This window comes from Bradyrhizobium sp. USDA 4486, from assembly GCF_054057995.1.
In genome coordinates, this window is sequence record NZ_JBSRZV010000001.1 from 4716521 (window position 1) to 4741031 (window position 24511).

The window sequence follows — 24511 nt, forward strand, 5'->3', positions numbered from 1 at the left end:
AACGCCGCGCTGTAGCCCTCAGTCAAGATTGCGCGAGACTAACTCGCTGCCCTGCTCGATGCGGATCGTCGACATCCCACTTCTTTGTAGGCTCTTTCTGGTATCTCCCACGACGCCGCTGCCTAAGGGCTCGTACTCCTCAAATCCTACATTAGATGCTGATCGGCTTCATGGAGTTCTCTTCAGTGTCGGCACGAATTTTGATTCGCTCTTTTCGCAGAGCAGCAGCGATGCCGTAACTGTCATCGCCTGCAGGCCACCCGAGAAGAACATGAGGAAAGCCAAAGTTCTCATCAATCGCGACTTCACCATTTGTCACACGGACCCTTGGCTGTTTGGTGCTTTGGTCGAACATCTGGGCCGATGCATCTATGGTGGCACCATGAATTCATTGGCGCCGAAGCTGCTCGGGTCGGTGCTCAACCAAGCCAAGTCGAGGCGCGCCGGCCTCGTCTCCAGTGGTCCAACGCCGTCCTCCCATTTGTAACCGGAGACCAAATTTGCGCCAGGATATCGAACGAGGGTCTGGCCGCGCTCCCTTCACCAGCGCCAGCACGTCCTTCTGAAAACCTCTTTCGTCTGCGCTCCGATGGCCGAGCTTGCAGGGCCGCCGATGTCGCGCCGATGATTGCCGCCAATCTGCGGACTCGCGGCGGCGATGCCGCTCGCAATCTGGTCGAATACTGCAATCATCCTGGAGGAACTGCGTGGTCGGAGCTCCGCCGCAAGCACGGCTGGCGGACGCCTTATGGGATCAAGCTGTGGTGCCTCGGGCAATGAGATGGATGGGCCGTGGCAGATAGGGCAAAGAGCGTCGCCGTCTTAGGGACGAAACACCAATCGACAACGCGGAGTCTTGCGGAGAATGGGAGGTCACTGAAACGAGCGTGCGCCTCCGAAAGGTCATATCGACAAGACGTATCTTGATGAGAGCCCGCGCAGCGGCCGCAATAAATCGAAGTCCCGGAGAACGGGCTTATACTGCGCTTGCATCTACACTATACCAATGTGTAACCGAGTTAGCCACGGGGATGAATTGGCACGAAGCGCGACCGGGTTCATTGTCGGACTTATGACTATGTATACTCAGGTTTACTCCCAATTCCGGGAGGCGCAGGAACGCACGGCCGAAGGCCGTGCAGCTGCACTAAACTCCAGTTTGATCTCTGACCTCAGTCAGCTGAATTTCGCTGACGCGGATGACCGCCGGGCATTCCCTCCGACCCTACACAGCATATTGGCAAGGCATGGACTGTTCGGGCTCACCACACCGGGAGAGCACGGCGGATTAGCTCTTCCATTGCAGGAGGCCATCAACCTCATCTCCGCCACTGCATCATTCGATGTCTCCGCTGCCTCTACCCTCGTCATCCATAACTTCCTGGCCTTGCCCTGCATCCAAGCGGCACCACACATCCCCGAACAAAAGCATATCATTTGGGGTGCAACACGTGGCGATCTCTGCGCTTTCGCTTTGACTGAGCCCGGAGCTGGCTCGGCCCCGAGGCATATAGAGGCTTCGGCTCTCATGCGCGAAGATAAGGTTCGTATCTCTGGCCGCAAGATCTGGATCGGCCTCGCTGACTGGGCTCGCTGGATCGTTTGCTTTGCGCGCGCGTCTGGACCCGATGCGAAAGGTCGGCTCGTTGGTGTACTCGTTGACCGGCAAGCTCCAGGCCTAAAGGTCACGCACGAGCATCGCACACTCGGTCTACGTGGCATCATTCAGAATACCCTTGAGTTCCACGATGTCGAGGTGCCGCGTTCTTACGTGCTCTCTCGCGATCAAGACGGCTGGGGCGCGGCGGCATCTAGTATGAACTGCGGCCGTGTCGGTGTGGCTGCTATGGGTCTTGGAGCCCTTGAGCGCGCTATCCAGGTCGCGGCCTCTTATGCAAGCCATCGCCGGCTCGGTAAACTGCGTATGATCGAGAACAGCTACATCGAGCAGTTATTTGGACAGATGGTGCTGCGGCGGGAAGTCGTGAAGGCGATGCTGGCCGCATCCTGCCGACTTGTTTCAGCGCAGGGCGCGCCAAACGTCCACCTTGCGTCGGCAACGAAGGTTTTGTCCTCGGAGTGGTGCGGCCTTGTCGCTGATCAATGCGTCCAGCTGTTAGGTGGCCGTGGTTACGACGAGGGAGCGCCTTTAGCCAAAATCTATCGAGACGCTCGCATCCTTCGCATCTTCGAAGGTCCGACTGAGGCGCTCCTATCACATCTCGGCCGCTGTCTCCTCTCTAAAGCCACGCGGGACGAAATAGCCAATCTCTTTCGGTCAGTTGGAGCGGCATCAGCTCATGCTGCTGCAATCGAGGAGCTCTCTGGGCTCAATGAGGCCGACGGTGCCGTGCTGATCTATGCGGGTTGGCTCACCACATTGGGACTGGCAAAAGCTGTCATGTCTGCTGGTTGCTTCTCTGCCTCAGATTGCGCGGCAGCGGCGGCTGACCTGGTCAGTTCCGAACTTGCAACTCTCCGTACTCGCGCACCGACTCGGCAATCTGTCGAAGTCCGCAATCGGGCTAGTCGGACTCTGACCACCTTCCTTGAAGACGCGGCTTGTTCTATTCGCTCACCTGTCCTCACGGACGATTACCTTAGATTGGTGCAGTATGTCTGACATCTGGCGGATGCCGGACGTCTTTCCACCTGGTGGTTCCGGCAGCCGCCGGCCAGTCCTCACCATCAGCGTTTGAGGCGCCGAAAGCATCATGCCCTTTAACAATTGCGCTGAGCGCGCATTGAGAGGCATCGCCTTGGGGAGCCCAACTGGACCTTCATAGCCAGCGTGGGGCCGACCGTGCCGCCATCATGCTGACGATGATCAGGACCTGTCGCCTCAGCGACGTCGAGCCCAAGGCCTGTCTCGCCGATGTCCTGACCCGGATCGGGCGACCTTCCCGCGACACGCCTGCACGAACTGCTGCCCTGGGAATGAAAGCTCCTGCGCCAGGCCGATAAGCCCGCCGGTCAGCAAGCCGCAGAGCTCATTGTGCCCGCGCACATGCGTCAATGAGGCGGTCTTCGTCGTATGCGTACTCACCTCCTCACGTGAGACACTATGATGCTCTGCGAACACGCCGATTGCGGATCTTCGATCGGCAAGAAGCGCATTTGACTCGATCGCGCACCCTGTTCAGTTGAAGCGGACACCAGGGCCTAGTCGGTCCCGCAGTGCCTCCCGACTGATGACAAGATTATTGAGGTTCAGGTCCGGCCGTCTTGCTGCCAATCGCCCAACCAGTTCCCGGGTGCCGTCCACGACAAAGACGCCGCAGTCATAACCGTTCTGCTGCTGTCTTATCGCGCCCCGTTGCAGGTTAGCGTCGAGCCGTCCTGCGAGTTCCGCTGCGGGCCTGTCATTGTATCCCTGGGTGGAGTCATAGTGATAGGCGACCGGTCGGCCCCGATCGCGGCGATCAACCAGCAGCAGCGACCAGTGACTGCCGCGCCGATGTCTATCCGTATCGCTGGCATCGCTCACCGGCAGGAATAAGAAGTCGGCTGTATCATAGCGAACCCACCCTAATGCTCGTTCGGCGACCTCCTTAAAGGGAGATCGCAACATCGGGGCTATCAGGGGGTCCACGAACCGCGTTCGGGCGGCGAGATCCGGATTGTTTTGCTGCAACTCGTGCGCCAGGAGCTCGTAATCCCGCTGGATATGCTCGTCACCCAGCCACTGCGTGGGGCCCAGAACGGGCCCGCTGCGATGGTCAGAATAAGTAGCGGTAGCCGTTGGACCAAGCTGAGCACCCGGGACAGGGGGCGGGCGAGGATCATGGATGAATTGCGCGTCGCGGCCTCCTTGGGGCCCCAATGTGATCGAGTAGATCCCACCGTTCACTGGCTCCAAGCCGGTACCGGATTTCCTGCCCGGTGTCCTGGATAACATCGAGGGCCGGCCGACCCAGTTCAGCGGCCCAATGAAGGTCTCCTCCTGCCAATTCTCGCCGGCCCGGTATCCGATGTCCTCAAGTTCCTGAAGTACGCCCGACCGCCCGACGAAGAATTCGGGTTTACCGCCGGAGTTGAGCACCGGCGCTGACTGAGCATCATCTTGCATCTGCTGCGGTGTGTACGGCAAATCAACGAAGGAGTTGAGCCCACGGTAGATGTCCGACGACTGAGCTGGCGTGTGTGGTGGTTCGGTGAAGAGCGACGGTGTGGCGGCAGCCCCACCCAAGGGCTCTGACTGAGCATCGTTTTGCATCTGCTGCGGTGTGTACGGCAAATCAACCAAAGAGTTGAGCCCACGGTAGATGTCCGACGACTGAGCTGGCGTGTGTGGTGGTTCGGTGAAGAGCGGCGGTGTGGCGGCAGCCCCACCCAAGGGCGCTGACTGAGCATCGTCTCGCATCTGCCGCGGCGTGTACGGCAAATCAACCAAAGAGTTGAGCCCGCGGTAGATGTCCGACGACTGAGCTCGCGAGTAGGATGGTTCGGTGAAGAGCGGCGGTCTGCGTGCAGCCCCACCCACCGGCGCTGATTGAGCATCATCTCGCATCTGCTGCGGCGTGTACGGCAAGTCAACCAAAGAGTTGAGACCGCGGTAGATGTCTGACGACTGAGCTGGCGCGTCTGATGGTTCGGTGGAGAGCGGCGGTCTCCCCGCAGCCCCACCCATCGGCGCTGACTGAGCATCGTCTCGCATCTGCTGCGGTGTGTACGGCAAATCCACGAGAGAATTGAGACCGCTGTAGATGTCTAACGACTGAGCTGGCACGTCAGGTGGCCCGATGAAGAGCGGCGGTCCGGCGGCAGCCCTACCCACCGGCGCGGACTCAGCATCGTCTTGCATCTGCTGCGGTGTGTATGGGAGATCAACGAAAGAATTGAGACCGCGGTAGATGTCTGACGACTGAGCTTGCGTGTTAGATGGTCCGGTGAAGAGCGGCGGTCCGGCAGCAGCCCCACCCACCGGCGCGGACTGAGCATCGTCTCTCACCTCCTGCAAGGAGTACGGCAGATCAACCAAAGAGTCGAGACCTCGGTAGATCGCGGATGACCCATCTGGCACCGCTTCCGGCGTCGGCCACTCGAAATCGGACGGCAGGTGCGGCGACCACGTTGAGTTCGACTCGCCACGCCGCGGCTCTCCGCCCACCCGATCAGGGGAGACGCCCAGCGCAGCGTTCGCCTCGACGAGCAATAGGTAGCTCCGAAGACGATCGAAGCCCATGTCGGCGTTTCGACTGGCTCTTTTAAAGTCGGTGTGATCGTCGTTCAAAGACTTTTGCTGTTCACTGGTGCCGGTGAGTCGGCTCACTATGCTCCCTCGCCCCTCCCTTTGAAGCCACCCCCCGAATCTTCGTTGGTTCTGAGCCAGATTCTGAACGACTTTTCTCCGGCTGTCCTCGGGTTTAAGCAAGCTCAGCTCTGCCTTTTCCAGGTCATCTATGATGCGAGCGTCGTCGGGTAAAGATGCAATGTGGGCGACGGGGCAGCACGACGGCTGGGCTTCCGAGACGCACCCGCTCCGGAAACGCCCTCAGCCTCGCCAACCTTGTTTAAGGCGAACAATAGATGCTCGTCCTTCGGGAACCACTTCTGAGCGAATTCAATGCGCGCAGCGTGGTCTAGCCCGGAAATCGAGTAGCCCGCACGATTAAGCGCGTTAGAAAATCTGCGAAGACTACGATCATGACGAGCGGCGCTGCCCGGTGTCATGCCACTGGCACTAAGCCGCTCCGAGAGCGGCGCGTCTTCCGCTGAGGGCATCGTACGCGGCCGCCCGCCAGAAGCCACAAAGCACGGATCATGATACGCACGAAGGACACTCAACCCCTTCTTCATGTCTTCGTCCTTCGGGAAGTAGGTCTTGACGTAACGGACCAGGGCCTCATGCCCCCCCAGATCAATCGCTTGGCGATGAGCGCCAAGATGATTTCCAAGTCGACGAAGCGCCTGAGTGTAGCGCTTAACTGTCTTCTGCGTCGGGTTCTTCTGAGCCACATAGTGGGCAATCGCCTTGTCGATAATGACCCGATGTTCTGTAGAGAGATGGGGATGGTAGTTGTGGCCGCCACCGGAGACAGGACTCGGGTTGGTTGGGCGCGCCTCGGTCAAGTGCTGCTCAAAGACCCTTTGCGCGTCATGGCCCCCCTGGTGCTCGTCCGGAACAGCCTGCTGCGCCCGAGTCCAAGCTGGGACATTGGATGGATCGAAATTGTGCGGGTCCATGCTAGCCTTACGTCCAAGAAATCAATTGAGCTGATCCTATTATCGATGGGCTTTCCAGAAGCTGACGAGACCGTCGCCGAATCATGCATCGCCACATCTCCAAAAGGAAACTGCCCCGCGCCTCTCAATCGTCGCGGGGTTTCATGGGAGTCAGAACCCGCCTTCCTCGCGGCCGAGAGGCCTTCCGGCGGCATGGGACCCGATGCCTGGTCATTGCTCTGGTTGCAAAACGGCATACCGGCGGCTCCGCACTTGACCGCGGTCGATCTTCTCTCGCGGTTGGAAGTGTATGCGCCCGGTCGGTCCAGCGGCTGACGCGCCTTCCATTTTCCGGACAATGCGAAGACGACCGGCAGCGATCAAATCTATCTGGGCCGCGCGGGCGCAGTGTTCGTGCTCGGGAACAGACGGATCACCTTTGACATCGAGCGACATCGTCCGACACACCGCCGACATCTTCCTCGGGACGCGACCGGCGGCATCGAGTAACAATGAAGGGCCGCTCGTTGGCATGTTGTCCGATCACTTCGAGCTTGATCGGATGGGCCCAGCTGTAGTCTAAGTGCCAGAGATAATGGATCGTCTTTCCTGCGATGTCGCAGGGCCGCGCCTTTGCAAATATCGATGGACTTCTGCTGACACCTTCTCGCGGCACATGGAATATGCGAGTTTCACGATCTCTTTGCAGAGATCAGCTTATGTCTATGCTTGATCATACCGTTAAATCGGATGTCCGCTGGACAGATGGGTGGGTTCCACGCAGAAAGGCATCGACCCACGCCGGCCGCTTTCGCTTTTGTGAATCGCGTCGGGTTCGTCAGCTTTCGGAAAGCTAGTCCCTGTACGGTGACGTCGAAGTTAGTGGTGCGTGGTAGGGACAGCGCGTTGCCCCGTGTATGCGTGGGGTTTTTGAGCGCCGAGTCACGTCTCTGCTAACTTCGCCAGTGCGGGCGTGGCAGCGACAGCGTCTGATTCACCGTCCTGACCAACGCCGAGTCGCGCCCGCGCTGCTTCCGGTGTGACACTGGGATCATATGAAAACCACCAGACGACGTCCGCCAGATCAAACTAATCGCCAGCTTGCGCCCGCTCCGCGGAGAGGGGCTCCAGGCCGTAAATTCGAAAGTTGTTAAATGACCTTGTAATCGGCTCGGCGCAAACGTTTGTTTGGAACGAACACGGTGCATAGTGTTATCATTTTGGGTCCGGTTTTGAAATCTTCAACCAGAGCCGGACCTCAGCGAAAGCGCAGTGACGAGGACAAGGGCAAGGATTGTTGCGCAGCGCGTGGCGAGCGTCGTGTCGTTCGCGCGCTGGTGCCACGGCACGCATTGTCGCTGACAGCAGCTGTTTGGCTGACGAGGTCAGTAGAGAAGCGGCCGGCGACGATTCCGAAGCAGACCAAAATACAGCTTGTGCCGCCTGTGTTGGATGCGTGATGCCCGCCGTTAGCCCTGAGCGCAAGGCCTAAAGGCGTCGAAACCCGCACGAGGAGATTAGCCAGCTTTCAGGAAGGTATAACAGGCCGACGGCCCTGCTTGAGTGCAAGCGCAGCCCATTTCAGGCTTTGACACGCCAGGGCGCGAGCTGGTCAACCTGAGTGACCAGCCAACCTTACTCTGAACATTCTGCCCTCGCCGAACTACTTCCAGAGAGCTTCACACGAGCGTGCTCCTCCAACGTCCGAGGGGCCGCGGTGAGCTTCGCTACCACGTCGGCCGCGCGTTCAGGGTGCCACATCCATGTTCCGTGCCGTGGTTGCGCTGTCGGAGGCGATGTGGCTGTCCGGCAACGATCGCGAAAGATCCACTCGCGGGCCTCGGGTCGTTGCAACCTCAGAAACACTCACGTCATCCTTAGGGTGACGACAGCCGATATATCAAGTTGGTTCGGGCTCCTGTAGCGGTCGGCGAGACTTTTGAACAACTCACCCATCTGATCTGACCGAACAGTAAATTCCCCATAATTAGGATCAAAGAGGGTCGTCATTCCATTCGATGACGACGTTGCGATTGTGTGGGCGCCACCTGCGGCGAAACGCAAGCTGACCAAGTAGATCGACCCATCGTCCGCGACCTCATTCACGATCTGGTCAATGCGCGAAGATGTACCAAACCTATATCGCGTCTCTTGGGCGAACGGCTCTAGGCCGGCTTCGCGTAACATCGTACTTTTTGCCTGAAGGTTGTGAGAACCTTCCGCCCTGTTCCTTCGCAACAGACTCTTGAGGTCTTCATACCGCTGCTGCCGCATTGCCGCTGAGCTGTGATTTTGAGTCCCCGGGCGCAGCGCCCTCATCCGGGATGATGGGCTGCTCGGGAGATTGAGGAGCCACTCCGCTGCCAATCCGACGCAGATTCCGTTGACATTGGCCTCGGATAATTCAGCAGTCCTGTATTCGAACAGAGGACGGATAGGTCTCGCTGGAGAGGATGGATTTGAGCTGGTGGACAGAGAGGATGTGCTTGGCTCCGAGCTGCGTGGACTATAAATGATTGCATCCGAGGTCTGTGGCTTGCTGCAGCAGAGGCCCATTTTGTCGGACAATTCCCCAGATGGCGGGCTCTCCCGCTGAGCGAGATCCGCCAATGTTTGAGCAAATTCGTGGCTGTCCGCCGACCCACTCGTTTCGTCAGCTTGATTAGGGCGTGTCGATCGGCCACTCACTCGATTATACATGTCGGTTCGCCTGCTTCTTCAGCGTACTTTTCCTCAGAGCGCGGGCTGCTTACGCTCTGCTTGCGGATGATCTTGCGGCAAGCTGACGACGAGCTGACAACTAGATATTTTGACGAAGCTACCGCCCCCCGCGCCTAGTTGGTGTCTCGACCGACACTGGCTACGAGACCCGCTCCAAAGGAGGGGTAGCGGTCCACGAGCTCATGACTGTCGCACAGCGACGGCAAGCCGACCTTGTGCAATTCCGGATGCAGTCAGGGTGATGGGCCGACAACGCCTCCTTCGTCAAACCGAATTCGACGGTCGCGTTGGCCTCGATCTCACCATCATTACGTTATTTCGCCTCGGCACACACTTCTCGCGCCAAAGAAGTGCGCCATTCGCGTCCTCGGATCGCCAGTGATTGCCTTGTGACCGGTCGTCGACCCGGCGATGCTGTTGTTGCTGGCGAACCGCCTTCAGCACGGCTCCGCGATCTTTCCGGGATCAGTGCACTGTTAGCTGCTCCCAGTTGATCGCAGCTAATTCAGGCTCAGGCCCCCGCACACGGCAACAGCCGATCGATCCTGACATATACCCGCTTTTGACGTGTCAGTTCGGCGGCGCCGAATCGGTGCTTCTGCAGCCGCTCGGCGTCACCTTCCGCTTGGATATCAACAACTCAGCTCATCATGGTGTCGCGCTGATCCGCGCGAACAACATTGCCGCGTCTGAGGGCCCTAATCCAACGACGCCTACAAAGCTCGGCGGCGGCGTCGGGATGTCCCGATGAGTGGGTCTCCACAGGTGAAGGCAATATCGGCTGTTATTCACATACTGCGAATGTGGCGGATGCAGTTGCATGACGCACTCCTCTTCATCCCAGAACAGGTCCTTGACAAAGCACATCTCGTCCCAGTTCGGACAGCGCCGCGGCGTCGAGACAGCGACATGCTCCCAGCCAGGACGGACAAATCCAGTTATCTTTAGCTCACACCCGCAAGGCCCCTGCACAAAGAACACGCCGCAAGGACCTGATCCCGGAACCGTAGCGAACCGGCCGTGTTGCACGCGGCCGGCCTCCAGCTTCTCTATCAGCCGCGCTCGCACGCCCGCTCCTCTGCCTTTCGCAGGGCCTTGAACTCGATGCAGATGACGTTGTCTCGCAACTCATAAACCGGTTCGATCCTCGGCCCGGCGCTCCTATACCGCTCTTCAGAGCACCATCTGAGCAAACCGCAGATGTCCATCATCCCTCGTTCTCCTGCTATAGTCTTCGATCTCATTGTGGGCCGAACGCTCTCAGGGGCCACTCATTGCCTGAGTACAGCGGTAGCGATCTGGGCGATGGCGAATCAGTCCGCCGATCGCAACTTCCCGCTCATGCTGCAACTCTGTCATCGAGCCCCTCTCATGCGACGCACCTTACTCACCGACGCCAGCCAGTATTGGTCTTACATCGACGAACCGAGCGCCCATCAGCAACACTGATGCCCGCCATCGCTCTCCCGCGCTTCAAGCCAGCGTTAGTGGGCATTCATGTTTCATGGCTACCTGCTTGACCACAAGACACTGGCGGCTCCTCCTCTCCAACGATTTGGTCGTCATCATGGCACGCTCCCGCAGGGCCTTCGACATCCACACTCCATGACGACTCGCAAAGCCACTGATGGCACCAGTTGATGCTGCCCGGCGATTAGCTGCTTGGTGAGATCGCACTTGATCGTTCACTGCTTTCTCGTCGCGTTCGACCATCTATGCCGGCCTGCACCAGAGCCGCGGACGCCTGACATGAACTGTCTTGGAGCTGATAGCATCCAGCGGGTCGCCCGCCATCTCGGTGTCTCCTCGTAAGCTAACGGTCAGAAACAATGATTAGTCCATCTCAATCAGGGCGACCATCGGCCGCTCTTCACGCGACACTACGATGCAAGTCCGGCCTCATTGCTCACGGTATGGCGCTCGCGATACGCTCAGCCTTCTGTCGCTAATGCGGGTGCTGTCTTTCGGACATGGACGTCGCGAATCCGACATCTGGCAGCGGCTCTGTGTCGACGACGTCCGACATGCGCGCTTTTGTCGGCATCAAAGCGGTACTGATACTTCTGCGTCGTGGCATGTAGATTGCTGCGGTGACGGAAAGCGACCCTAACTGTACCGACCATACACGAGCCTACCATCGGACGGAGGCTCGCCGCGCAACAGGCAACATTCCGATACCCTCCTTATGCAAGATGACTGCGAACTTCTGAGTGGTACGAGGCATGCAAAGTCCGGCATTTTTCGGTGGACCAGCGCGACGTCTGATGAAATGACGCATTGGCGCGCACCAAAGCACCTACCGATCAAGCACTACCGCGGCAATTGTCGCTCCCGGCAGGCGCAAAAGAGGTGGAACCTTTGGCCTCTGGCGGCACTCCTCGTAAATGCGCTGCTTTGGGCTGGACTCTACTGGATCATCGCAGCGTTCTTCTGAAATAATCCTCGCGGACGGCAGAGGCGCGAGGGGCTTTCCGACGCCTCTCGCAGGCCGCGGCCGCACCGTCTGCGGACCATCAGTCGGACGTGGAGACCTCTTTCACAGACCTGGTTTCAACGCACACTTCGCCCGACTACCTGGAAATCTGTCCCTCGAACGAACGCAAAGGAAATATTGAGGCATGACGCAGATGTCCCGAATTGGTGAAACTGATATGCAATTGCAGCCGCGACGAAATTCCCAAACACTAGCCTGTAACAGCTGAACGTTCCGGCGCGGACGGCATCCGGGCTTCCGCGCTGACTGCGACGCATTGACTGCAAATTGAGCTGTAGGGTTGCGCATTTTATGAGAATTAGCTTTCGAGAAGCTGACGAAGCAAGTAGGCTTGAAGGAGCGCTGGGCAGGCGGACTGCTCCGCCATATATATTGCGATCTGGAGCGCGGCACAGGATCGTCAGGATGCCCCGCCCTACGGTGCCCCGCAACGTCCCTTCCAGGCACTGAATTGCTTGCTGAGCGACATTTGCGTGGCCATTGGGTCGGGTAGTGATCAACAGGCTGGCGCCTTTGATGATCTCTGGGGACGCTTTACAGCCCTTCCTCATGCCACGTATCGTCCTCGTCTTTGTGCATCTGCCACACGTCGGCGCGCCGAGCCAGCTTGTCGTATTCCACGGCAATTTTGATTAGCCTGTCTTTGGCTTTCCCCTCTGCGAGCGCTTCCGCCTTCTTTCGCGTTGCGTCCGCACGGCCTCGCCAGTGCTCGGGTTGGTAGAGTTTACTCTTCGGATTCATGCCGAGAGCATGCAGTTCGCAGATCAAAGAAATGCGACACCGGCGCTCCGTATAATCACGTAACAGCGACGCTCGGAGCCTCGGTTGCGAGGCGCACAGTCGCCATGCACAGCCGCTATACTGAGACACCACAGTGGGTGTTGCAGCCGAGGCTCGTACGAAGAATGCACAGCCCCGACATCCTCAGACGATCAGACGCACGAAGGGACTTGAACCGCACGTAGCGTTAGATTGTACGACCCTCGACAAACGGGAACCACGTCCGACAACCCAGGCCGTTCCAGACACGTCATGAGAATTGCGAATGTTTCAGACATTGAAACTTACCTGGCGCGACCCGATGAGGATGCTAAGATCCTCAAGGTGCATCCTTGTCCGCGCCGCATCGGAGCTGCTCCTGTCGCGACTGGACCAAATCGCGCGTTTCGAGCTCTACACGGCAGGCGCCCCCATCACCGCAACCTCAGCGGAACGCCAGACGGAGGCTCCATCCCAGACACATCACCCAAGGTCTTCACATAACGCGGAACAGCGCGACTACAGCAAACATGGTTTTGGCGCGCGTCATCATGGTTCGCTCTGAACGATCGAATGCATCATCAACAGTGGCCTGGGCGCACCTGCGGCTTTGCCTGCTCTCCCTCGCTCGCGATAGGACCATGCCCTTCAACCCGGCGTCGCGCCGGCTACGGCGTCATTAGTCGGTTGGCGGTAGGCTGAGCCAGAGTACCTAAGCACACGTCAGGCTCAAACAGTGCCTCGCGATATCCAGGCATGCACCGAACCACTGGAAGCTCCAGAATGATCACTTGCTGGGCCAGCTCAGCCGCCAGTGCTTCCACTCTTCGTGGTGCTCGGCCACTACGGCAGGTGTCGTTTCTGTCGCGCCGGACGGATGAGCAGCACCGCACGGACCGCAAAAGCGGAATAACGAGCATGCCGGCACCTTCGATATGCAGTTCCGGCCTGTTTCCCGGCTGACAGGTCACTTTGCGCTTCGCGCAGGAAGAACAATAACGTAGCCGCCCGGACTTGAATGGATATCATGACTCAAAATCAACGAAGTCAGTCGGCTTCGCACCGCACAATCTCCCGTGGCGCCATTGCTCTTGTCGTCGCAATGACAGCTGTAATCCCAGGGCAGGTCAACGCGCGCGATCAACCGCCGACCGCAGAAGAGAAAGAGGCTTGCATGGATGACGTGTTCCGCCTTTGTAGCAGCCACATACCAGATCGCACCGCTATCACTGCCTGCCTCAGATCCAAGCAAGCGAGCCTTAGTCAGCGATGCCGCGACGTGATCTCCGTGCGAGACACTGGCAAGAAAAGCAGCGACTCGAAGTGAACTGTGGCGGCCTGTTCGTCCGCGTATCCGCGGAAGTGATCTCAGCGTGACCTGCGGGATGGTCACACGAGGTCAGGTAACGAGCATGGCCGCCCACAATTGATCAACGCTCTGGTTCAGTCGCTCTTGTCCGGATAGGCGAATGCAGAAATTGCCCTTCGATGCCGTTCTGATCGCCAATAGGGGTGCGGCGTACGTTATCATAGCGCTGCACAAGCTTGGAATTCGTTCTGCAATCCTACCATGAGGTTGACGCGGGGCCCCTCTTCGAGCGCGAATGTTCGGTGCAGCGCCGTTTGCAGAAGTTCGTCTAGGAACGCCCTCGCCAGCGCTATCATCAGAATTGCGGACCCGGATTTGCGAGAGCGCCGTCGGTATCGCCGGTGCAGCGAACTATCAGAATGTAGGAACGGTCGAGTTCATTTTCAGCGGCGGAGAGTTTTCTTTCTGAAGTGAATACACGCCTTCAGCTCGCACATCCGGTGGCAGAGATGATCACCGGCGTCGATCTGATCGCGGAACAAGTCCAAGCGGCAGCGGGTCGCTAAGCTGCACTTTCGCAGTCCGACATTGTTTCAACTGGGCATGCAATCGAGCCCAGCCCCTGCGCGGCGGCTCCGATACGCGGATACGTCTCGACCACCGGCAAAGTACTTCGTCTCGAGTATCCGGATGGCGAAGGATCGACAGCGGCTTCATGCAACGCCGGCACATCACGCCGGCGTTCGATCCCATGCTCGCCAAACTCATTGTGCCACCGCAGAGGCTGCTCTGAAAACCGATCGCCTCGACGCGCCTCAGCGCGGCGTATTCTGCTGTAAGGCAGGACCGAACATGACCGACCCTCGCGCGGGCGGATCAACGGGACGCGTCCATCGCCTATGAAAGGCCACCTTCATTTACAACCAGGTGGGGCTATTGTGTAGCGCCAGCTGAGAACGGGCTCGATCTACCCAGCATCGATAGCCTCGAAGCAGGTAGAGGAAGCCGCTTCAACGGTTCACCACTGCGGCGCAGAAGGCTAAAAGGCTTTGAAGGATGTGGTGATCCGGCCGGAACGCCGCGGTAGAGGCCACTGCGGGCAGGAGACACTGTCATCGGTCCTGCGACAAGCAACTGCAGTGTTCTAACTGATCGACGATCTCCTCTCGACGGCACCACCGAAATGGAGAGCTTGACCCTCACGTAGCGTCAGGTTGTAGCCTCGCCAAGTGTGCCTACACTCAACCGACTGCCGCCTCAAGCGTCAATGAGGACATGCCACATGGGGCGGGCCACTGCATCAAGGCAATCGGTGTCGGGTCTCTTCCAACGAAGTCTTGCGGAAGAGCCCGAGGTTTGGACAGGGAACGTGTAAAGTTCGATGGAAGTGCTTAGATCAATCATCGGCAAAGTTGCCACGGGCGCCACTCTGACGCGTGAGGAAACTGCGTCAGCCTTCGACAGCATGATGTCGGGTGACGCAACTCCCTCGCAAATCGGCGCCTTGTTGATGGGGATGCGGGTCCGGGGCGAGACGGTCGAAGAAGTCACCGGCGCCGCCTTAGCGATGCGGAATAGAATGCCGCGGGTCGAGGCGACATGCGACCCCGTCGGTCTCGCTGGCACGAGCAAGACCCCTATGCATTCGGTCAACGTGTCGACGTGTGCTTCCTTCATCGTCGCCGGGGCCGGCGTTCCTGTGGCCAAGCATGCCAACCGCGCTGCGTCTTCGGGTTCAAGCGCCGAAGTCGTGTTGGCGCGCCTCGGTGTGAAGGTTGATCTCAAGCCTGACGCGATCGCACGTTGCGTGCAGGAAGCCCACATCGGCTTCATGTTTGCGTCAGCCCACTATCCGGCAATGCAGCGCATCGGGCAGATCCGGACCGCAGTTGGAACTCATACGACCTTTGATCTGATCGAGGCTCTGTGCAATCCGGCCGGGGTCAAGCGGCAGATCGTTGGGGTATTGTCTCCCGAATGGGTACAGCCTCTGGCATACGTCTTGAAGAACCTTGGTGCCGAGTCGGTATGGGTTGTTCATGGCTCGGACGGGCTCGACGAAATAACCCTCACCGGCCCAACGTTTGTTGCTGCGCTTGAGGCAGGTATAGTCCGCACCTTCGAAGTGACGCCGGAACAAGCCGGGCTCCCCCGCTGCCACAACGATGCGCTGGAAAGCAGCGATGCGGAGACTAATGCCGTTGCGCTGCAAAATGTGCTCGATGGCGTACCAGGTCCATTTCGCGACGCTTCGCTTCTGAAGGCGGCGGCGGCGTTGGTCGTGGCCGGGCGGGCTTCGACACTGCAGGAAGGCGTCGCACTTGGACAAGAATCACTTGATCGCGGCGCCGCAGCCGCTCGACTGAAGCGCCTGATCGCGGTTTCGAACGCCTGACAGCCGAGCTGGCCGATGTTTCAGTATTGCGACCAGGTCTGCTGCTCACGAGCAGGAATATAATGGAGCCACGAATGCACGTCACTGCTGCGGGATTTCAAGGACTCTGCGCCGCCTGCGCTCGCCCTGACGAAAGCAATTCGCGCCGAGCACGGGCGCCAGCCTTCTTAGCGATGAGAGCCTGCGGCAGCCCGCGTTGCCGAGCTGAGGATCCGCGATGAAACGCGCTGCGCGCCAAAGGAGATGATGATGTCCCGGCAGAGGATTGAAACACTCGGATCTATTGCTGCGATAGAACACATCATACGGAAGTTTCGGGAATTGATCGATACAGATAGCTCAATCCCACCGGAGCTGCGGGGTGCGCTGCACTCGACGCTCGATGAGCATCTTCTCGCGGCAAAAAAACGTGTTCTCCTAAAAGTACATTAGATGCGCCGATGCCGTCTACATGCGGAGAAACTCTGGCAGGCGCGTGCCGTTACCGCAACCGGCATCATCCCGTCCGCACGGGGCCCAGCGAGATTCCGGCCCAGCTGGTCGGATCGCGGCCACGAGTCCCTGTGCACTGGCGCGTCGCCGGGCTGCTCAGCGCGGTTTGCTGTTTAGTGGAGGCCCTGTCGAAACAGAGGCAACGGCAATTCTAAGTTTTGCCGTTGCGATCGCCATCCGGCGTAACGCGCCGAGATATTGCACGTCCGTCCGGTCATGACTGTAGCTAATCCAGAGGACATCGAAGCCATACCTGGTCTCCATCTGAGCCTACTCGTCACGCAATTTCGACACGGGTGCCCATTACAGGCCCCTAGGAATCAAAGTCGTCTCTGGGTGTGGAGACACTAGAAGTGGGGGTTCAACTGCAGAGGCTGGTCATGAGCCACCAGTTCTCTCCTGCGATTCGGGACTTGCGATCTAATCCAACCGGCAGAGTTCCGCCATGCCATGCAAAGCCAGGCGAGCGGTGTCGCCATCGTTATGACCGGACGGCAGCCGGACGGCGTGGACTGACGGTGGCCTCTGAGGTCCATCTGCATGGAGCCGCCGTGCCTGGCCGTTGGCATCAATGCCGGCTCCGGGACACATGATGAGATCCTCCCCAACGGCAGCTTTGGGGGTGAGTGTTCTCCGCAGTGCCCCGGAGGACCTTGCGCTACGTTTTGGCGGTGGGGAGGGGGCGAAAGGCGTTCACCGCCTCGACACCGGGGATCGGGGATCAGGGCGTCCTCGATGTACCGCTATTGGCCAATGCATTTTGCGCGCTCGAATACGTTTTGTATGACAAGGGGCTTGTCACGCACACCGACTTTATCGGACGAATTGTCGCGACCCGACAAAGCGATGGAACTCCATTGATCAACTTCCGGGGCGCACTTCGTACTTTACTGCTAGACTGAGTGGGGTTTTTGCGCAGATCCCGTCGGGACAGCAGAACGGCCGATGGCCTCACTCCCTAGCCGCTTCCACGACAGCCATCCAAGAATTGCCTGGGCTGATTGGTTCCACAGATTAGGCTCGTATTGAAAGGTCTCATCAGCTTCGGCGATTTCGGCGCTTCGCCTGTCGAGCTATGCTTGTGCCGGTCTGCGACCTCCCGCGTCGAGACGCGTGCGGGTACCTGGTCAGGACAACTGCATAATCCCCTCGAAAACTACCAGCTTTGGTAGATCTGTTGTGAGCGACAGCCGAGTAAGCATCGTTGCCGCAGCAGGATCGGGTTCATAGGCACGCCCCGGGTCACAATGGTTGGCGCTTCTCTAGATCTTTCGGCTCGATTCTGACGTGGGTACTTGGGGACATTGTGATCTTGCAGAAGCGATGACAAATCGAATTCAAAGGCGTCAGACAACTATGTCCAGCAACGCGTTCCAAATCGCCCAGATTCTCGAGGGCATTCGCCGCTGGGTCCTGATCGAATCTCCGACGGAGCGGCCGGATCAGATCAACAAACTCGCTGATGCTGTCGCAGCAGGTTATCGCGACCTGCCGGCCAGTGTCGAGCGCGTTGCGGGGCGCGAGGGATGCGGCGATCATTTGGTCACCCGCTCTTCTTGGGGGCAGGACGTACCGGGCATTCTGGTGTTGAGCCATCTCGACACAGTTCATCCGATGGGATCGATCGAACGGCTACCCTTCAAGATCGACGGCGACCGTGCGTTCGGCCCCGGCATCTACGACATGAAAGGCGGTGCCTACCTCGCCTATCACGCATTCCGGCAAATCTGCGCGGATGATGCACGCCCGCCGCTCGGCATCACGCACCTCTACGTCTCGGACGAAGAGATCGGCAGCCCAACCTCGCGAGCGCTGATCGAGGCCGAGGGCCGCAAGGCCAAATACGTGCTGGTGACCGAGCCGGCGCGCGACGGGGGCAAGGTCATCACGGGACGCAAGGGCGTTGCGCGCTTTGACGTATTCATCAAGGGCGTTCCGGCGCATGCAGGTACGCGGCCCGAGGACGGCCGCAGCGCGATCCGGGAACTCGCCCATGTGATCCAGACGCTGGAGGCGATGAACGATCTCACGCGCGGTATCACCGTCAATGTCGGCGTCGTCCGCGGCGGCACCAGGCCCAACGTCGTCGCCGAACTGGCCTATGCGCAAGTCGACGTGCGCGTCCCCATCATGGCCAACGCCGACGAGCTGGTGCCGAAGATTCTCGGCATCACCTCGCGCACCGAGGGCGTCAGCGTGACGGTATCAGGCGAATTGAACCGTCCGCCATATGAGAAGACCAGCGCCGGTGCCGCACTTTACGCACACGCCAAAACGCTCGCCGCCGAACTTGGCTTCGAGCTGCTCGACGCGTTCAGCGGCGGCGGCTCAGACAGCAATTTCACCGCGCCGCATACCGCGACCCTTGATGGCCTTGGCGTTGACGGCAAGGGCGCGCATACACATCATGAGCAACTCTACATCTCGTCGATTGAACCTCGCGCACGGTTACTGTACCGCCTGTATCAGACGCTGCGATAATCCTGACGCCAGGCGAAGTCAGTGACGGCGAGGTGCGTTTGACTGACGGCCGCCGCACATTGGCAGGATCGTTCCTCGCCCTCCTCCACGGGCTACCGGCTGCGCCCCCGTCAGGCCGATCTGACCGAAAACCATCGGTCGGATGCCGGATTTGCCATTGCGAAATCATAGAAGTGACTGAGCTATCCAACGACGGCAGCAGAGGTCAGGCGGGCAATCGGCCGCAAAGGGAGCGAGCCCTCGGTCGCGAAAGGGCGAACGTTTCCGAGAATGGGCTTATCGGCAGTGGCCCTGATCTCAAAGGCAGACGAACTTTCTTGACTCAAATCGCAGCGCTGAATGCGTGCGACACCAGACCGGCCGGCGAGCCGATTTAAGAGCTTGGGCACGTTCACGCGGCTGCATAAAAGGGCTTGAATCGGACGTAACGTTAAGTTGTACGGTCTTGAGGTGGGCCCCTATCTCGGTCTGCCGCCGGGATCGTGAAGGATTGCGAATGTCTCAGCTGATCAGATCCTCGTCCCCATGGTCAGTCATGATCCTCATCCCCCGTGGCGGGTCGGTCGGAAGGGTTCTGCAGCGAGTCCTAATTGCGGCGCTATGGCTCGAACGTAGCTTTGAAAGGCTTGCCATTCCGAAAGCGAGACTAAGTGGCTGTTCTGGCCCGGGGCACCAGAGAGCCGACGAGGTCAGAGTTCAGCGACCTAGACCTCCATCCGAACTCCTAAGTCGGGGGGACGTTGCTTGCCGAAGCTGAACCAGGCCCCTCCTCTAGCGCGACACCGCGCCAAAATCAGTTCGCCGAACCGGCTTTCCGCTCTGTCACTGCTCTCCCGTGGTGGCAAGGCATGTCGATCTCGCAAAGGTGCGACAGACGGCGGGCCCGCGCGGGCTTTCAAAGAGCCTGAGCTGCAATTGTCGCTCCGCGTGGCCAGCGCGGCATCGGAAGATATTGCTTGGCATTACGGAGCAACAAGTTGAAAGAACCCGACGGCCTCAAGAAGATCCTGTTGATCGACCATATTGAAGGCCAATGCCGTTGCATCATCGGCTTCAAAGATGGAGATGCCAGAGAGGCCTATATGTGCGGCGAGCCTGTATATCAAAGACGCGGCAAGAAACTGTCGTCATGGTGTGTCTATCACTACGGACAGATGCACACGACCGCCGCCCAGCAAAACAGAGAGAGTGATCAACCGGCCAAGATCCCTCAAGCGATATCCATCGTTCGCAACTCATAAGAACCATCATTCCTTCCAAGGCCGTCTGATCATAGCCTGTATAAGGGCCAAGCGAATCATGTCATCGGAGACTCGCCAAGCAGTTCCGGGTTGCGGCGAAACCAACTCGCTGCAAACGTACTATACGGGCGTGAGGCGCTTGAACAAAGAGTTGAATCTCTGCAGCCTGATCGACCGAAAAGCTGCGTATGCTCCCGACGAAACTGCGATCCATTTCGAAGGGCCGCCTCTCGGCTACGTCAGCCTCAACCGACGGACTGACCGTATCGCTCGCGCCTTCAATCAGCTCGGTGTCCAAGGGGGGAGACCGGATAGCGATCCTCAGCTTCAGCACGCCGACTTTTCTGGGGCTGCAATGTCGATGAGAAAACAGCGACCGATCCTCTCTCGGAGCAGGACGGCGCCAACTCAAGCTTCGCTCAGTGCTCAACACGGCGCAGCAAGTTCAACATTGTTGGCATCACGATCCCTGTCGGATCGGGCCCAAATGCCCGGAGGTCGCGAATGCCGCGGATCCTGATCATGAATGCCGGTACGGCCCAAATGTCGGGCTCCGATCTGACACGAGCTCAACTTTCACTAGCCGCCAATTCGGCATACCGTTCAGCATGGTTTGCTCATGAGGGTGACCTGATAGTCTCGCCGGTAGTCATCCCGACGGATCTGCTATCCTTCATTGGAGCGACGCTCAATTTCGACGCATCGAGTCTCTGTGTGCTTGTACCTCAAGGCGGCAGCCAATCGCCGGTGCTTGATGATTGCACACTCCTGTCAAAGAGTGTTGTTGAGCGAATCAACAGACATATTCGTCAGAAATCAACCTGGCGATTGTTTCCCTGCTACTCTACTGAAGGCGTCGCACGGCTGGCGGCCATGCTGGGCATACCGCAGACCGGCGACGACTTCGCTCTGCAGCGAGGGCCTGATCTGTTGAACCGCAAGAGCCACTTCCGTCAATTGGCGACAAGCGTCGCACTTCCGCTGCCCAACGGGGCTGTCACGACGGACTCAAACGAACTATTCAGAGCGGTCACTTCGCTCAGAGCTGAGACCGGAAGCGTCATTGTAAAGCTGGACAATGGAGCCGGTGGAGTCGGAAATGTCATCCTGACCGGCAACGCAAGCGATCCACTACCTGGGGCAAGAGATACCCGGCGGATTCCATGGCCGTCGTTTGATCCGGACGCACTTTGGTCTGAGATGACAACGGCATCGTGTAAGACGCTGGTCGTGGAGTCGTACCACCTGGCGAAGTCTTTGTTCTATCTCGAGTATGAAATCGAGGATGATGGTTCAATCGTTTTCATGAGCAGTGGGAACATACGTCTGCGTAAAAGCACGGATCGATCCGAAAGAGCTCTGATCTGGACAGGACTTGAGCTTCCAAGCGACCTGAGGAACGAGCAATGGTTGACCGCCCAGGCGCATGCCTACCGATTTGTGGCGCTTGCGCGAAACCTGGGATATCGCGGAATGATCAACATTGACGCCATTTTCGCTGACGACGGACGGTTGCTGTTTAATGAAGCGAACGGCCGCTGGGGTGGCGGCTCGGTGTTACACAGCATTGCCGTCCGGCTGCTGGGCTTCGACTATTCCGGTTGCAACGTTATTTTATCCGTAAGAAATGTTCGAGCAGGATCGCTCCAAATAGCGCATGATCGTTTGGTCAAGGAAGGATTTCTGTTCGACCACACGCGCAAGGAGGGCGTGATCCCGCTTGCTGCCGACCCAGAGGCGGGCACGGTGGAGTGCATTGTGATTGCGCGCGATAGGCCCGCGGCCCGCGATCTGCAGCACCACCTACTGCGAATGGTTTGATTGAGATCCCAGCGACCATATCTTCAGACGCTCAATTCATCTGAACTTGTCCCAGCTTCGATCCCGCGCGGTACCGGACGACGCAACGTGAATGTTTGGCTCGTCTAGCTCGAGCTCTGTCAGCCCCGATCGGGACCAGCCTTAAGTCGCTCCTGAAGTGCCGATCGGCGATGAGGTGCGCGAGGTGCAGCGGCTCATGGTCTGGCCGCTCGCTCGCCCTGCGCCAATCGTCCAATCAGCGCTGGCGTCGCGTCTACCACCTGGATACCCTATCCAGGCTGTTCTGCTGCCGGGCCAGCGGGCCAGTTGCAGGCGGAAGCCGAGACGTGCTGCGAGCTGTTCTGCAAACGGTACTGTTGAAAGACTGGGCGGAGTCATAGTGATAGGCAACCGGTGCGGTAGGCACGCGCTGGTCAACCAACAGAAGCGACCAGTGGGCGCCGCCGCGAGTAACGCCCGCATCGTTCACAGGCATGAACAGGAAATTGGCGGTACCTTACCATCCTGATCGTTGACGATCTGCTGGAGGTTTGTACGCGCTCGCTCTGGCTCGGGATCAAGCGCAGCAGCTGGGCTCGCGCAGGTTGAAACGAATCGGGTCTGGGGCGGCGAGATCCGGTTCGTTCCAAAGCAACTCTTCTTCCACATGCTCATCGCCCCGGCAGCTTTTGCCAGAGACACTCTGGGCACAGCATGCCAAGCTCCCCCTCTTCTGAGAGCTCACCCTTAGCAAATTCATCGAAAGCGATCTCAGCCACCCCACCTCATGCGCCATCGATAGAACTTTCGATGATCCGGCGGTTCGCGCCGCTGCGTTTTGAACAGAAGTAGACCAGCGATCGACGCTCGCCGGACAGCACAGGCTTCACCTCGTGCCGGAGCTTACACGTGGTGACAAGCACAGCGCCAAATGGTGGTCGGAATACCTGATGTTCGTACCCGCTTGGATATACCACGAACTCACCCCCCTCGAAGTCCCTCGCCAGCTGCACAATGACCGCGTACTCGAAATCCGGATCGCTCGCAGCATCCAGATGAATGCCAACAAACGAACCAGGAGGCATCCGATGCATTTGGCATCTGCGAATCACGTGATCCGACGTGGCCCCCAAGATCTTTCTTACCGCGAAGCTGCGGTCTTTCCTTTCAAGTAGCTCCATGATCTGCCGTGGAGCTGCACCGCTCACGTCGCTAGGAGCGCGGCCCGGCGGGTCGACCCTCACGCGTTTGACGAAAACTCTGTGCGAGTCGCCGGCATCTCCCTCCCTCACTTCTTCTTCGGGAATCTCAGCCTGCAGCTGATCGATCTTGGACAATTCATCTTGGGTGAATAATATCTGAGGGCCGATCACGACCGTCCCCTTTACCAGCAGCTCTATGCGGTATTTTGTCAAAGCTTCTTCTGAAAGCAGACGGGATTTATGATTCATTGCGCGCGCCATTCGAGTTCACTCCAGGGTGTTATCTTCGACACAGGACTGAAGGTCCTGGTGCATCGAGCGGAATGCTTGGTCCCAATGCTCGCCATCGAACTCGCTTACTGTTATGCGTTCGATGGTCCCTTTATCGAGGCATCGAATATTTACGCTGAATCCGGCGGGGTTCGACCGCGGCCTATAGAATGGCTTTACGCCACAAACCCGGCAAAACGTGTGCCGAGCGATGTTCTTATTGAACTGATACGCGGTGAGGAATTCTTCGCCGCACTCAATGCCAAGCTTATTGCCAGGTACGAGCAGGTGCAGAAATCCAGACATTTCGCAGATTGAACAGTTGCATCGAACTGCAGAGAGCTCTCGCGGTGCTTTGACGTAGAACTTGACAGAACCACAATGACAACGGCCATGGTGCTCGATCTCCGAGTGATCATCTCCCTTCGGTGAGACAATTCGGAGCAGATCGCAGCACCACTGTAGGCTGAGCCGATAGGCTCGAGCAAATTCATCTAAAAAGCGGTTTTGGCGGTCAGCCGGGATAAGTTCGCCAATCAGCCGGCCGGTCATTTCTCCGTGGTACTTCTCCGCAGGATCTTCTCCGCCGACATGGCTGCGGAAGTACTCAAGATCGTCAGGCCGCGCCTTAAACGTTTTGACTAGAGTGGTCCATAGCGACTCGATCATGTCCGCAGCATGTAGCTCAAACGCGACCATGTAGGCGCAACGCACTAAGGGATCTTTCGATGACAAGCCGGCGTAGAGAGAATGCAGGTACCGCTTGGTCGTGGCGCTGTAGTTGGGCCGTATTGCTCTGCCGAGTAGTTGCGACGCATCCCTTCTAAACAGGTTGGAGTGGAAGTTCTCAGTCACCAGAATGTCGGGTAGCGCCGCCTTGCCGCCCTGGAGAATTTGGCCATGACCGCCCGTCTCATCCCAACAGATGAAATTTCCGACCACGCTGGTCAGTTCAATGTCCCGCGCAATATCTCGATTGTGATTCATTGCATCGAAAATGAGATCCCGTTGCGACCCCGCCTGCAGGTACGGGAACGCCTGTGACATCGCCAGATAGTCAGGCAGCAGGCGAGCGACCTGGTCCTCGGACATCTCCGCAGCGAACGGGTGCGGGCCGAACAGAGCTCGCGCTTGCTCGGTCAAATACTCGCAGCATATCTGCGGAGGCTGATCGGGTGTAAG

General features: G+C 58.6%; 15 protein-coding genes and 1 pseudogene. 8 read left to right on the plus strand and 8 right to left on the minus strand.

The genetic code is table 11. The annotated features are described in order from the left end of the window. Positions 1-151: 151 nt before the first annotated feature. Positions 152-355 carry a hypothetical protein gene (locus ACVWY3_RS22725; RefSeq protein WP_456840474.1) on the minus strand — a complete coding sequence of 68 codons (204 nt, stop codon included), beginning with the start codon at positions 353-355 and terminating at the stop codon, positions 152-154. Positions 356-1078: 723 nt separating this feature from the next. Between ACVWY3_RS22725 and ACVWY3_RS22730 the strand changes: the two genes are divergently transcribed. Together ACVWY3_RS22730 and ACVWY3_RS22735 are read left to right on the plus strand one after the other, a co-directional pair. Then, entirely contained in the window at positions 1079-2623 is a 1545-nt protein-coding gene (locus ACVWY3_RS22730; RefSeq protein ID WP_456840475.1) for an acyl-CoA dehydrogenase family protein, read from the plus strand. Between the two features lie 100 nt (positions 2624-2723). Beyond that, positions 2724-2941 (plus strand): annotated as a pseudogene (locus ACVWY3_RS22735) (transposase domain-containing protein); the annotation flags it as partial. Between the two features lie 198 nt (positions 2942-3139). Here ACVWY3_RS22735 and ACVWY3_RS22740 read toward each other — a convergent pair. Then, a complete protein-coding gene (locus ACVWY3_RS22740) occupies positions 3140-5272 on the minus strand; it encodes a Ulp1 family isopeptidase (protein WP_456840476.1) in 2133 nt (710 codons plus the stop codon). A 128-nt stretch (positions 5273-5400) separates the two neighbouring features. After that, the gene (locus ACVWY3_RS22745) at positions 5401-6072 is read right to left on the minus strand and encodes a hypothetical protein (RefSeq protein WP_456840477.1); all 672 of its coding nucleotides are present in this window, start codon (positions 6070-6072) and stop codon (positions 5401-5403) included. On the opposite strand from ACVWY3_RS22745, the gene ACVWY3_RS22750 reads away from it, so the two are divergent. Continuing rightward, entirely contained in the window at positions 6073-6501 is a 429-nt protein-coding gene (locus ACVWY3_RS22750) for a hypothetical protein (protein ID WP_456840478.1), read from the plus strand. It abuts the gene before it with no gap. 1530 nt (positions 6502-8031) lie between these two features. Here ACVWY3_RS22750 and ACVWY3_RS22755 read toward each other — a convergent pair. The 3 genes from ACVWY3_RS22755 to ACVWY3_RS22765 form a co-directional block, all read right to left on the minus strand. Continuing rightward, positions 8032-8865, minus strand: a complete 834-nt coding sequence (locus tag ACVWY3_RS22755; RefSeq protein ID WP_456840479.1) for a YopT-type cysteine protease domain-containing protein — start codon at positions 8863-8865, stop codon at positions 8032-8034. Between the two features lie 669 nt (positions 8866-9534). Then, complete coding sequence (locus ACVWY3_RS22760) at positions 9535-9954, minus strand: DUF7694 domain-containing protein (protein ID WP_456840480.1); 420 nt, start codon at positions 9952-9954, stop codon at positions 9535-9537. Positions 9955-11914: 1960 nt separating this feature from the next. Beyond that, positions 11915-12121, minus strand: coding sequence for a hypothetical protein (locus tag ACVWY3_RS22765; protein ID WP_456840481.1), 207 nt, complete (start codon positions 12119-12121; stop codon positions 11915-11917). Between the two features lie 1827 nt (positions 12122-13948). On the opposite strand from ACVWY3_RS22765, the gene ACVWY3_RS22770 reads away from it, so the two are divergent. From ACVWY3_RS22770 to ACVWY3_RS22790, 5 genes are all read left to right on the plus strand, one after another. After that, positions 13949-14014, plus strand: a complete 66-nt coding sequence (locus ACVWY3_RS22770; RefSeq protein ID WP_456843429.1) for a hypothetical protein — start codon at positions 13949-13951, stop codon at positions 14012-14014. Positions 14015-14829: 815 nt separating this feature from the next. Next, positions 14830-15843, plus strand: a complete 1014-nt coding sequence (trpD, locus tag ACVWY3_RS22775) for an anthranilate phosphoribosyltransferase (protein WP_456840482.1) — start codon at positions 14830-14832, stop codon at positions 15841-15843. Between the two features lie 1848 nt (positions 15844-17691). After that, positions 17692-18816: a M20 family metallopeptidase gene (locus ACVWY3_RS22780; RefSeq protein WP_456840483.1), complete on the plus strand. Its 1125-nt coding sequence runs from the start codon at positions 17692-17694 to the stop codon at positions 18814-18816. A gap of 977 nt (positions 18817-19793) precedes the next feature. Further along, positions 19794-20057, plus strand: coding sequence for a hypothetical protein (locus ACVWY3_RS22785; RefSeq protein ID WP_456840484.1), 264 nt, complete (start codon positions 19794-19796; stop codon positions 20055-20057). Between the two features lie 504 nt (positions 20058-20561). Continuing rightward, positions 20562-21878 carry a preATP grasp domain-containing protein gene (locus ACVWY3_RS22790; RefSeq protein WP_456840485.1) on the plus strand — a complete coding sequence of 439 codons (1317 nt, stop codon included), beginning with the start codon at positions 20562-20564 and terminating at the stop codon, positions 21876-21878. Positions 21879-22642: 764 nt separating this feature from the next. Here ACVWY3_RS22790 and ACVWY3_RS22795 read toward each other — a convergent pair. Together ACVWY3_RS22795 and ACVWY3_RS22800 are read right to left on the minus strand one after the other, a co-directional pair. Beyond that, positions 22643-23320, minus strand: a complete 678-nt coding sequence (locus ACVWY3_RS22795) for a 2OG-Fe(II) oxygenase (protein WP_456840486.1) — start codon at positions 23318-23320, stop codon at positions 22643-22645. Between the two features lie 6 nt (positions 23321-23326). Beyond that, positions 23327-24472 (minus strand): GFA family protein, encoded by a 1146-nt coding sequence (locus ACVWY3_RS22800; RefSeq protein ID WP_456840487.1) that lies wholly within the window; start codon positions 24470-24472, stop codon positions 23327-23329. Positions 24473-24511: the final 39 nt, after the last annotated feature.